Origin of the sequence: Faecalicatena contorta, from assembly GCF_001404335.1 — a bacterium.
Classification (GTDB): Bacteria; Bacillota; Clostridia; order Lachnospirales; family Lachnospiraceae; genus Faecalicatena; species Faecalicatena contortus_B.
On sequence record NZ_CYZU01000065.1, the window covers coordinates 17,794 to 28,653 of the forward strand.

At 51.0% G+C, this 10,860-nt stretch carries 12 protein-coding genes and 1 riboswitch; all 12 genes read right to left on the minus strand.

All coding sequences use genetic code 11. The features are described 5' to 3' along the window. Position 1: 1 nt before the first annotated feature. The 12 genes from ARB69_RS27795 to ARB69_RS22275 all read right to left on the minus strand — a co-directional run bounded on the left by ARB69_RS27795 (position 2) and on the right by ARB69_RS22275 (position 10,667). A complete protein-coding gene (locus tag ARB69_RS27795) occupies positions 2 to 1,441 on the minus strand; it encodes a cobyrinate a,c-diamide synthase (RefSeq protein WP_055155021.1) in 1,440 nt (479 codons plus the stop codon). A 49-nt stretch (positions 1,442 to 1,490) separates the two neighbouring features. Then, positions 1,491 to 2,723 (minus strand): bifunctional cobalt-precorrin-7 (C(5))-methyltransferase/cobalt-precorrin-6B (C(15))-methyltransferase, encoded by a 1,233-nt coding sequence (locus ARB69_RS22225; protein ID WP_050639826.1) that lies wholly within the window; start codon positions 2,721 to 2,723, stop codon positions 1,491 to 1,493. Then, entirely contained in the window at positions 2,716 to 3,447 is a 732-nt protein-coding gene (cobJ, locus tag ARB69_RS22230; protein ID WP_055155022.1) for a precorrin-3B C(17)-methyltransferase, read from the minus strand. Before cobJ ends, ARB69_RS22225 begins: the two co-directional genes overlap by 8 nt. Continuing rightward, positions 3,440 to 4,213: a precorrin-4 C(11)-methyltransferase gene (cobM, locus tag ARB69_RS22235; protein WP_055155023.1), complete on the minus strand. Its 774-nt coding sequence runs from the start codon at positions 4,211 to 4,213 to the stop codon at positions 3,440 to 3,442. Before cobM ends, cobJ begins: the two co-directional genes overlap by 8 nt. Beyond that, positions 4,214 to 4,948, minus strand: coding sequence for a precorrin-2 C(20)-methyltransferase (gene cobI / locus ARB69_RS22240; protein ID WP_050640024.1), 735 nt, complete (start codon positions 4,946 to 4,948; stop codon positions 4,214 to 4,216). A 77-nt stretch (positions 4,949 to 5,025) separates the two neighbouring features. Further along, the gene (gene cbiD, locus ARB69_RS22245) at positions 5,026 to 6,192 is read right to left on the minus strand and encodes a cobalt-precorrin-5B (C(1))-methyltransferase CbiD (protein ID WP_050639823.1); all 1,167 of its coding nucleotides are present in this window, start codon (positions 6,190 to 6,192) and stop codon (positions 5,026 to 5,028) included. 19 nt (positions 6,193 to 6,211) lie between these two features. Further along, a complete protein-coding gene (locus ARB69_RS27800; RefSeq protein WP_055155024.1) occupies positions 6,212 to 6,994 on the minus strand; it encodes a sirohydrochlorin cobaltochelatase in 783 nt (260 codons plus the stop codon). A gap of 51 nt (positions 6,995 to 7,045) precedes the next feature. Further along, positions 7,046 to 7,906 (minus strand): energy-coupling factor ABC transporter ATP-binding protein, encoded by an 861-nt coding sequence (locus tag ARB69_RS27805; protein ID WP_050639821.1) that lies wholly within the window; start codon positions 7,904 to 7,906, stop codon positions 7,046 to 7,048. Beyond that, positions 7,903 to 8,676: a cobalt ECF transporter T component CbiQ gene (cbiQ, locus tag ARB69_RS22260; RefSeq protein ID WP_050639820.1), complete on the minus strand. Its 774-nt coding sequence runs from the start codon at positions 8,674 to 8,676 to the stop codon at positions 7,903 to 7,905. The genes ARB69_RS27805 and cbiQ overlap by 4 nt, the downstream gene beginning before the upstream one ends. Before the next feature lie 21 nt (positions 8,677 to 8,697). Beyond that, positions 8,698 to 9,009, minus strand: a complete 312-nt coding sequence (locus tag ARB69_RS22265; RefSeq protein ID WP_050639819.1) for an energy-coupling factor ABC transporter substrate-binding protein — start codon at positions 9,007 to 9,009, stop codon at positions 8,698 to 8,700. Between the two features lies 1 nt (position 9,010). Beyond that, positions 9,011 to 9,760, minus strand: coding sequence for an energy-coupling factor ABC transporter permease (locus tag ARB69_RS22270; RefSeq protein ID WP_025657094.1), 750 nt, complete (start codon positions 9,758 to 9,760; stop codon positions 9,011 to 9,013). Positions 9,761 to 9,864: 104 nt separating this feature from the next. After that, positions 9,865 to 10,061: riboswitch (cobalamin riboswitch) on the minus strand. Between the two features lie 78 nt (positions 10,062 to 10,139). Next, a complete protein-coding gene (locus tag ARB69_RS22275; RefSeq protein ID WP_055155025.1) occupies positions 10,140 to 10,667 on the minus strand; it encodes a cob(I)yrinic acid a,c-diamide adenosyltransferase in 528 nt (175 codons plus the stop codon). Positions 10,668 to 10,860 lie beyond the last annotated feature (193 nt).

Sequence of the window (10,860 nt, forward strand, 5' to 3'; positions counted from 1 at the left end):
CTCAAGGTCTCCTTTTTTTACATTCTTCTATAAAACGGCCGGCAAATGCCTGGTTTGAATAAAAGTGGATATGGGGAAATCCTGCGAACAGGCTGCCTTCCATGTGAATGCATTCCCACTTTCTTTTACGATCGGTCTTGACGGCAAGGCAGTCTGTTCCATTGTCTGTACTGTCCCAATAATGAAACTCATGTCCTCTTACCTTTTCCCCTTTTTCCAGATATGGCCCCGCTTTCATGGCTTCCAATTCTATATAGCCAAAGCGTACCAGGCGCTTTGTCCGGAATGCTTTTCCTGGTATCACTCCCGCCATTCGGCGTACAATGCCTTTATCGTCCTCCATCTCTTCATGCAGATACAGAAAGCCGCCGCACTCTGCAAGGCAGGGGAGGCCGTCTGCAAGCGCCTGTTTTACCGAACTGCGCATGGGCGCATTCTTTTCCAGCTGCTCTGTATACAGCTCGGGATAGCCGCCTCCCAGGATAAGGCCCTGGATGTCATCCGGAAGAGAGCGGTCTCTTAAGGGGCTGAACTGAACCAGCTCACAGCCCGCCTTTTCCAGAAATTCCAGATTGTCTTTATAGTAAAAGCAAAAGGCTTCATCTCTGGCAACCGCAATCCTGACCGTAGCACCGGCAGCAGGTTCTTTCCCTCCTGTTTGCTTCGCCCGCGCGGCTTTTGTGCCTGCGGCATAAAACGCCTTTTTATCACTGTACCAGACCTCCGGCATTCCCCCCGAAAACTGTGCAGCGATCTTCAGCAGGCAATCCAGTTCCACGGTCTCTGACAGGATCCTTCCGGCCTCTTCCAGGCGCTCTCTGATCTCTCCGATTTCCTGCGGCGTCACCAGGCCCAGATGCCTGCTCTCCAGCCCAAACACCGGATTCTCCGGCACATAGCCTATCACAGGGATCGGATACCCCGCCTGTGCCAGGCCGGTTTCGATCATCCGTTTCATCTTCGGATAGAGCATCCCGGATACACGGTTTAACAGGATCCCGCTGATATTGCTGTCCTTGCGGAATCCAAGGATCCCCTGAATGACAGGAAGAACAGAAAGCGCCATGCCCCTGCACGGGACAACGAGAATTACCGGCGCCTTCAGGGTCCGCGCCACATCGTAGGAACTGCCTCTTTCACTGTCCAGCGCCATTCCGTCATAATATCCCATGACCCCTTCTATAACCGTTATGTCTGCCTGTTCCGCATGCTCATGAAATAAGGCCCGCATGACCTGCGGCTCGCAGAAAAATAAATCCAGGTTCTCGGATTCAATCCCCAGAACTTCCCGGTGGAACATGGGGTCAATATAATCCGGTCCGCATTTGCATGCGGCCACCTTCATCCCCTTCTGTTTCAGAGCCGCCATCAGTCCGCAGGAAATCACGGTCTTACCGCTCCCGCTGGAAGCAGCGGCTATCATAAAACTTGGAATCTGCATACCTGCTCTTCTCCTCTCAGTTCCTGTCCGTACTGCCGTTATCCGGTTACTATTCACGGAGCCGTAAACAGTTACGTTTTCCGGCAGAAATAATGTATACGGGATTCTGTCCCGTCATCATATGGTAAGCACCCAGTTTCCTGGATTTGGCTGCGGTCAGCTGCACGATCTCCGCATCGGGCAGGAGCCCCTCCTCCAGCGCTTCCATGGCCTCTTTTACCGTCTCCAGAGAGATGGCATTCAGCACGATCCGTACATCAGGGTTCTTCTCCAGTACTCGTCTTAAGATATCTTTTAGATTACCGGAGCTGCCTCCGATAAATACATGGGTCGGCGGCTCCAGCGTCTCGATTGCCTCCGGCGCCGTTCCCTCCACGATCTGCACCTGGTCACAGCAGAACTTCCTGCGGTTTTGGCCGATGAGTTCTACGCCCTCCGGATTTTTCTCGATGGCATACACCCGGATGCTTCCCGACTGGCAGGCTGCTTCCATGCTGACTGACCCGGTTCCAGCGCCTACGTCATAGAGCACGGCATCCTCCGTAAGCGCAAGTTTTGCGAGGCTGACCGCCCGGATTTCCGATTTTGTCATAGGCACCCTGCCGCGGATATACTCTTCATCTTCCAGATGCAGGCAGACCCGCTTATCCGGACTGGGGTTCAGTACATACGCGGCGGCAAGACCGTCAAGATCCTGCGGTTTCAGCTCTTTGCCCCTTTTATGGAGAATCTCCTCCTCTTCATAGGAGAGATGTTTTCCTATGTAAAATTCGGTCTCACCCAGGCCATAATCACGTATCTTCTCACAAATCTCACGGGCGCATTCGATTCCTCCGAACAGCAGAAATGTCTTCTCGTGTTTTGCGATCTCATAAATGAAGTTCTGTTTTCTTCCGTGTATGCTCACAAGAGCAGCGTCTTCCCAGGAAATCCCCAGTCTTGCCGCCAGATACACCGCAGAAGATACTCCCGGTATCGTATAAACCGGATAATCCGCAAGCTCTTCTTTCAGCTTTCTGGCCCCGCTGTAGAAGCCGGGATCTCCGGAAAGCGCCACCGCCGCCTTCCTGTATTCTCCGTGTGCTTTCAGAAAATCGTGGATTTCCTTCGGTTTATAAGAGTGAAATACGGGCTTTCCAAATGACTGCAGGGCGTTAGTCATCCGCTGAGCCCCGATAATGCAGTCGCATTCCCGGAATATCTGTTCCGCCTGTGCGGTCAGGGAGTTTCTGTTTCCCATCCCGATTCCGGTGAGATAAATGATCTGTTTTTCTTTACACATTCCGATATCCTCTGGGAGTTACCATCTTCCCGTTCAGTTCTTTTGTCTGTTCATTTCCGACAAACACGGTGGTAAACATATCAACCTCCGTATCTCTCAGTTCTCCAAGGGTCAGGATCCCGCAGGCTTCCTCTTCTCTCCCGATATTGCGCACGGTGCCGCAGACCGTATCCGGGCTTTTATACTCCAGCATGTAGTCGCAGGCCTTCTGCAGGTAGTCCTTACGCTTCCGGCTGGACGGATTATACAGGCAGATCACAAAGTCCGCCATGGCGGCCGCCTTCAGCCTCTTCTCTATCTTTTCCCATGGCGTCAGCAGGTCGCTTAAGCTGATCACTGCAAAATCGTGCATCAAAGGCGCTCCCAGTACCGCGGCGCCGCCATTTGCGGCGGTAATCCCCGGCACAATCTCGATCTCCACATCCGGATACTCCGCTCCTGTCTCGTACATCAGGCCGGCCATGCCATAGATCCCGGCGTCGCCGCTGCACACCATCGCCACGTCTCTGCCCCCTGCCGCCTCACCCAGCGCCATCCGGCAGCGCTTTACTTCCTGGGTCATGGGAGTGGTCAGATACGTTTTCTCCGGATATTGCTGTTTAATCAGATCCACATACACCGTATAGCCTACGATGACCTGGCATGTATCCAGCGCCGCCCTTGCCTCCAGTGTCATCTGCCTGTCCGCCCCGGGCCCCAGCCCTACCACATATACCTTACTCATTTGTCTTCCCCTCTCTGCTTGCTTTCCGGAATTCCGTAGTAAAAGACGGATTATAAAGTTCGGATCGGTCATAGCCGCCCTCCAGCACATCCCCGACTACAATCAGCGCCGTCTTGGTAATGCCTTCGCTCTCCGCGGTTTTAGCCAGAGTGTCCACGGTACAGCGGCAGACTTTCTGTTCCGGCCAGGTGGCCTTATACACAATAGCTGCCGGTGTATCCTTCTCATACCCCCCCGCCAGCAGTTCTTTTTCCAGTTCCGCAAGCATTCCCGTGCTCAGGAATATGACCATGGTTGCACGGTGTGCGGCGAAGCTCCTGATGGACTCTTTCTCCGGCACCGGTGTCCTGCCGGCCATTCTGGTAATTACCACGGACTGAGATACCCCGGGAAGGGTATACTCTGCCTCCAGCGCTGCAGCGGCCCCGCAGAATGAACTGACTCCCGGGCAGACTTCATAGTCAATGCCTTCTTGTTTCAGTGCATCCATCTGTTCCTTGATCGCGCCGTACAGACACGGGTCTCCGGTGTGGAGACGCACCACCCTCTTGTGATTTTTCTCTCCCCGGATCATGACGTCCAGCACTTCCTCCAGGGTCATTAACGCACTGTTATGTACCTCACAGCCATCTTTTCTAACCTCCAGCAATGCGGGATTTACAAGGGACCCTGCATATACAATGATGTCAGCCTCCTGCAGATACTTCTGTCCGCGCACGGTAATCAGATCTGCTGCTCCGGCTCCTGCCCCAACAAATGCAATCATTTACTTTTCCTCCTTTAAAATGATCAGTGAATAATAGCTCGCCTCATCCGGAATGTCCTCCGCCTGGAAGTAGATCTTCTCTCCGGGCATCCCGCAGTTCTCCACCATCTGAACCCGTAGCTTCTTCTCTTTCACTGCCTGTTTTACGTAAGGCATCTTTTTTCCGGCCTTCATCAGGACCTTGGTTCCCGGCATCTCCAGGCTTTCCTCGATCCCATAGGAGGCCGGAATAATATGTAATTCGTCCCTGTTTTCCACGAGGCCGGAGTCCATCCTGGCCGCTGCCGCGCAGAAAGAAGTGATGCCGGGCACCAGGCTGGTCTTGCATCCCCGTTCTTTCAAACGCTTGTGGACATAGAGACAGGTGGAGTATACACTGGGGTCCCCCAACGTAATAAACGCCACATTTTTGCCCGAACGCAGAACTTCTTCTGTCTTATCCGCGCATTTGTCATGAATCTCTTTCAGCTGTGTCTTTTCCTTCATCATCGGCATAGGAAGGAACAGCTTTGCTTTACCGGCAATCTCCGGGATCACGGGCAGGACAATCTGCCATGCTATACATTTTTCAAGGTAAACAGGCATTCTGCTCTCAGTGCCTGCCTCCTCGTATACCGCGTCCTTCAACTCCGGGCTTGAAACCGCAATGGCAACGACCTCACATTCTTTTATGGTGTTCACCGCCTTCAGCGTCATCAGCTCCGGATCTCCCGGTCCCACACCTACTGCATACATGATTCCGCAGTTTACTGCGGATTCGCCCGCAGGGCATGAATTACGGGGTGCCCTTTGGGTATACATTGTTCCTTCGCTCATACCTGCTCCCTTCTGATCTGTTCCAATAATTCCTCTGTATTTTTCGTTTTCCCTAGTATCCCTTCCTCTTTGGAAAATACGACCGCCCCGATTGTCAGCTTATCACCTGCGCGCTGCCTCAGATGATATTCAATCCGTCTGATTACCGTCTCCATTACAGGGCGCAGTAACTGTCGTTCTTTCAAATAATCCAGGGCTTCCGTTGTCGTGATACAGTCCATGATTTTCTCTGCATCCGCCGCTGAGGCGCCTGCCATTGCCGCATGGGAGGCGAGCACTTCCATCCGGCAGTCCGCCTGGCGGGAATGGGTGTTCATGACTCCGGCTGCCAGTTTAACCAGTTTGCCCACATGGCCGATCAGCAGAATGCCTTTCATTCCCAGGCTCACCGCATCATCGATGGTCTCGCCGATATAGTTGCTGCATTTTACGGCCAGTCTGCCGTCATATTTTAAAGTCTCTGTCAGAAAATCGCTCCCATAATTGCCTGGCACCACATAACACCAGTCATGCCCGTTTTCCTTCAATACTTTCATTTCCAGAAAAATCGTATCCGTGAGGGCCTTTTCACTCATCGGCTCTACAATCCCGCTTGTGCCCAGCACCGAGATGCCTCCTTCGATCCCCAGTCTGGGGTTAAATGTCTTCGAAGCCAGTTTTCTGCCCTCGGGAACCGTGATTACAATCTCCAGCCCTTTGCTGTAGCCGAACCTCTCTCTCTGTTCCTCGACCGCCCCCAGAATCATCTGCCTGGGAACCCTATTAATTGCAGCCTCTCCGATCTCCTGCTGAAGTCCTTTCTTTGTAACTCTTCCGACCCCTTCTCCGCCATCCAGGCGAAGGGACCCATCCGCAGTCTTTTTCACCTCTGCATAGATATAGATGCCGTCTGTAATATCCGGATCGTCCCCGCTGTCCTTCTGGACGGCACACCGGACCCGGTCCGGGCCAATGTCTATCTGCTCGATGTCCAAGTACAATGTGATGCCTTTCGGAGTCAGTAGGGATACCTGTGTAATGACTTCTTTTGAAAGGAGCATGTACGCGGCGGCTTTGGCTGCCGCAGCCGCACAGCTGCCGGTGGTATATCCCGAGCGCAGCTGCTTTTGATTTTTCCATACTGTCTTTCCCTGCGTCCTGCCCTTTGGCAGCTGTTTTTCCATGGCCTTTCTCCTCTCTCTGTTACATAGCGGCTTCAATATGTTCGATAAAGATATTGCGGATTCCCTTCATCTCGCCCAACCCCCGGATCAGTGCTTTCACTTCATAGCCGGCGTCCTCCAGTTCTGCCTTCCAGGAATCATCCTCCCCTGCCATATCGTTCTTCGCATGGTCACCCGCCACTACCATAAACGGCATCAGCGTCACCTTTCGGATTCCGGAGATTTCCAGTTTCGTCATGACGTTCCTCAGATCAGGAAAGCCTTCTACCGTGCCCACCAGCACCTGATTATATCCCAGTGAGTGGAAGGTATACTCCAGGGTCGGGTATGCTGAATTCGCATGATGGTCTGTGCCGTGTCCCATCAGGATCAGCGCCTCGCCTTCCTCCAGGGTGACCTCCGACATCATGGCATGAATGGATTTCTTATAGTCATCCACACTGGTAAGAAGCGGATTTCCCACGCGTATCCTGCGGAATCTGTCTGTGTAATCCATCACGTCCCTGAGCATTCTGTCATTCTCAATCCCGTTGATGATATGAGTCGGCTGTACAATAACCTGCTCTATGCCGTCCTCTGCCATCTGTTCCATAGCTTCTTTCACATTCGCTACGAATATATTTTCCTTTTTCTGCAGTTTGTTCTTGATCATCTTGCTGGTAAATGCACGATAGATTCTGTAGTCCGGAAATGACTCCCCAACCTGCTTTTCAATTGCCGTTATGTTTTTCTCCAGAGTGTCAAGATGACTTGTCCCGAAGCTCACGACAAGTATTGCCTTCTTACCTGTTATCTTATCCATTTCCTGCTCCCTCTCTTTCCTATTCTCTCTGGTATCGGCCTTCTCCGCCTCTTATGCCCTTGAGGAGACCTCTATATAATGTTCAAGTTCTCTTATATTCACAGGCGGCTTCAGTCCGCTTCCCAGTATTCCTTTTTTCTGAAGCCGTTCAAACAGCTTCAAGACGGCTGGTTCTTCCTGATTGGTCATAGCCAGCGCCTCCTGATCCGTACACACAGTCACGGGATCCGCATGGCGCAGTACTTTTCCTTCATGCATCAGCACGATCTCATCAGCCCAGGACAGTGCGTAATCAATATCGTGCGTAGCCATCAGAATCGTAATCCCTTCTTCCGCCAGCCCATCTACAATCTGATTAACGATCTTTGTATGTTTTGCGTCCAGCGCGGCCGCCGGTTCGTCCAGTATGATGACTTCCGGATGCATCACCAGGATGTCGGCGATGGAAACCTGCTTTTTCTGTCCTCCGCTCAGGGCATGGGCCGGACGGTCCCGGAAGGGTGTTATCTCAAGATGGCCAATCACCTGGTCCACTTCCTGTCTTGCTTTCTCTTCCGTTACACCCATGTTCAGGATTCCAAAGGAAATCTCCTGGTACACGCTTGCCGAAAACAGTTGATTATCCGGATCCTGAAAGACAATGCCGACCCTGCTTCTAAGATCCAGCAATCCCTTTTTAGAGTAATCCACCGGCTTTCCTTCAAATAGAACCATTCCCTTATCCGGTTTATATATCCCATTGCAGCATAGAAAAAAAGTGGACTTTCCGCAGCCGTTTGCACCCATGAATGCCACCTTCTTCCCCCTTTTTATTTTCAGGTTTACCCCGTTTAGGGAGTGTGGGCCGCCTTCTTCATAAGCATAATGGACATCTCTCGCCTCTATTATGACATCCTGTTCCTCTGTATTCATAAGAATCTCCTCCATATTGTCAGTGCAAGCAGGATTAGTTCAAACACTGCGATTGCAGCGACCTCTTTTTTTCTGGCCGGATGATGTTCCGCAAGTACTCTGATCCTGCCGTCGTAACACCTGGATTCCATCGCATCATACAATGCATTGGATCGCTTAAACGCACGGAGCAGCAGGCCCGCCCCCATCTTCCCGAAGGAACTGACCGAGGTCCGCAGATCTTTGTTGCCCAGCCTGGACTTCTGTGACACCATCATGGCGGAAGCAGTCTCCATAAGCACAAAGATGAACCGGTAGATCAGAAGCATGAGCTCCGTCAATATCTCGGGGCAATGCAGTTTTGCCAGCACGTCCAGAATATCTGTCATCGTCGTATTGAGTGATAAAAAGTACAGGCAGGACACACTCGCCATGGCCGTCGCAATCAGCTGTATCCCGAATAGAAGGGAATGATAACTCCCTGTGATAAAAAAGCTGCCCACTGGAATTGCATAAGCATCCAGTGGGACTTTTGAGATATTGACTATAATCGCAAGTGTACTCAATATCAGGAATGTAAAAGGCACCGCCAGCAGCTTTCCGTATTGTCCCGCCGCTATACGCCCTTTTTTCACGGTCAGGTATGTATTGACTGCAAACACCACGCCTGCAACGATGAGTGAGCGGCTGACCACACAGAACAGCAGAGTTATCATGGAAAATGCAAATTTCTCACCCGCATTTACGTATCTTAATCTGGAGCGATAACAGAGCTTATCTACTACAATCATGCCGCCTTCCTTCCCGGAATCTTATTCCATCTTTTTCTGCCATTTTTTTCTTTCTACGAATCGTCCCATCACAAAAGCGATGATGCCGACCCCGATCCCTGTTTGGATACAAAAGATCAGGCTTTCTACCTCACCCGGCAGTTCGCCGCCCAGTGCGGTCTCCAGCACCGGTGTAAACCACGGAGTGTATTCCCCCTGAATCTCTTCTATCATGACGCTCCCCGCGTCATCAGAACCGCCGAACTCAGCGCCTTTTTTCACAAACAAGGGCACAATTGCAATTAATACAGCTGCGATCAGAAGAATAATAACTGTTTTCATATTTTTACTCATCCTATTTTGCCTCCTTTAAAAATCCAATTGCCTTGAGTTCCGGTTTTGCATAAGATTCCAGGCCGATGACGATGATAACCGTAAGGATGCCTTCGATTACTGCCAGCGGGAGCTGGGTCGGTGCAAATACACCCAGAAATTTAACGGCAGATGCCGCAACACCGCCGGCCTCGGATGGGTAAGCGAGCGCAAGCTGGATGCTGGTCACACAGTATGTAAAGATATCGCCCAGAAAAGCCGCCAGAAAAACGGATACTTTTCGGTTCACATTCATTTTTTTACAGAGCTGAAAGATTCCAAATGACAGAAGCGGTCCCGCTATAGCCATGGAAAATGTGTTTGCCCCCAGTGTTGTCAGTCCGCCGTGTGCCAGCAGAATCGCCTGGAACAAAAGCACGATAATTCCCAGTACGCTGACTGCCGCCGGACCAAATAGGATTGCCCCCAGCCCTGTGCCCGTCATATGGGAACAGCTTCCCGTCACGGAAGGAATCTTCAGGGAAGAAATCACGAAAATAAACGCCCCCGCCATTGCAATCAATGTGATGGTCTTTCTGTTTTCTTTTAATCTTTTTTTCAGGGAAATCAGGCCGGCAACCAGGAACGGGACACAGATAACGCCCCAGGCAATGCAGTATTTAACCGGAAGGTACCCCTCCATAATGTGCATTGCATTCACTGCCGGTGTGACGGCAAACATCAGCGCAAACGCGATGGCTGCCTTGAGTAAGAATTTTTCTTTTTTTGACATGTTTCTCTCTCCTTTTTTGTGATATGTTGTCTCGAAATACCTCCCAGGTATACCACAAAATCGTATGAGATCTGCGGCATAACACCCGGTCATATCCCCGTAACCATTCAGATCCATTTAAAAGCGGGTTTTCTGACTCAGGCATCAACACGGTATTCCGCCTTCCCATGAGAATTCTCACAGTGACATCATGGATACCATTCCACCTATACAGCAACGGGTATTGTGCAGGATTCCCACCTGCTTCCCCTGCGGCCGTCCGCTGCAGATTCTATACTCCACTTGGACAGCTTACTTTTAAATTGTATGCCAGACCTGAACTATATACCGAAAGGGTAACATTCCCCTTTTGGCTGCTTTTTATCGGAGGTATCTCCCCCTAATACTCGATTCCCCGTCTTGCCTGGATCTCCCGGTCAAAGGGGTGTTTGATTTTCCGGATCTCGGAAACATAATCCGCAAGTCCGATCAACTTTTCGTCCGGATTCCGTCCGGTCAGGACGACCTCCAGTTCCTTAGGTTTCTTTTCCAAAAAGGCCAGCGACTTAGCGTGATCAATAAGGCCGTAATGATAAGCAGCCATAAACTCGTCGACCACAAGCATATCATACTCTCCGGATAAAGCCTTTTCACAAACTGTATCCCACAGCCGGGCATAAGTCTCCTGCGCCTCTGCTTTCTCCGCGTCGGACAGCGTGTTGAAGAATCCAAATGATTTGTCCATATGGAGTACCGTAATTCCCTCCACGGCATCCAGAATCTTTAGTTCTCCGGAATCCTCATTCTTCAGAAAACGCGAAAAAAGAACCTTCATACCGCTTCCGGCCGCTCTGACAGCAAGCCCTGTTGCGGCAGTCGTCTTCCCTTTTCCATCTCCACAGTAAATATGTGTCAGCCCGTTTTTCATGCACTCACCTCATCCAAAACCTCTTTTATTTTATCATAAATTGTCTGATTATGCAATTTTCACTATCTATCATTGTATATGATTTTCCGTTCTTCCGTTTGTACTTTTTTCTCTTTTTTATGTAATTTTTTAAGGACGGAGGGCAAAGGGGTCAGACCCCTCTTCAGAGGGGTCTGACCCCTTTGCCCTCCGT

Excerpts from the sequence above, each read along its gene's own strand:
- ARB69_RS27795 (WP_055155021.1), bottom strand. The coding sequence starts at position 1,441 with ATGCAGATTCCAAGTTTTATGATAGCCGCTGCTTCCAGCGGGAGCGGT.
- cbiD (WP_050639823.1), bottom strand. The coding sequence starts at position 6,192 with ATGGAAAAACAGCTGCCAAAGGGCAGGACGCAGGGAAAGACAGTATGG.
- ARB69_RS22275 (WP_055155025.1), bottom strand. The coding sequence starts at position 10,667 with ATGAAAAACGGGCTGACACATATTTACTGTGGAGATGGAAAAGGGAAG.
- ARB69_RS22265 (WP_050639819.1), bottom strand. The coding sequence starts at position 9,009 with ATGAGTAAAAATATGAAAACAGTTATTATTCTTCTGATCGCAGCTGTA.
- ARB69_RS27800 (WP_055155024.1), bottom strand. The coding sequence starts at position 6,994 with ATGGATAAGATAACAGGTAAGAAGGCAATACTTGTCGTGAGCTTCGGG.
- ARB69_RS22225 (WP_050639826.1), bottom strand. The coding sequence starts at position 2,723 with ATGTGTAAAGAAAAACAGATCATTTATCTCACCGGAATCGGGATGGGA.
- cobJ (WP_055155022.1), bottom strand. The coding sequence starts at position 3,447 with ATGAGTAAGGTATATGTGGTAGGGCTGGGGCCCGGGGCGGACAGGCAG.
- cobI (WP_050640024.1), bottom strand. The coding sequence starts at position 4,948 with ATGTATGCAGTAGGTGTGGGACCGGGAGATCCGGAGCTGATGACGCTG.
- ARB69_RS27805 (WP_050639821.1), bottom strand. The coding sequence starts at position 7,906 with ATGAATACAGAGGAACAGGATGTCATAATAGAGGCGAGAGATGTCCAT.
- cobM (WP_055155023.1), bottom strand. The coding sequence starts at position 4,213 with ATGATTGCATTTGTTGGGGCAGGAGCCGGAGCAGCAGATCTGATTACC.
- cbiQ (WP_050639820.1), bottom strand. The coding sequence starts at position 8,676 with ATGATTGTAGTAGATAAGCTCTGTTATCGCTCCAGATTAAGATACGTA.
- ARB69_RS22270 (WP_025657094.1), bottom strand. The coding sequence starts at position 9,760 with ATGTCAAAAAAAGAAAAATTCTTACTCAAGGCAGCCATCGCGTTTGCG.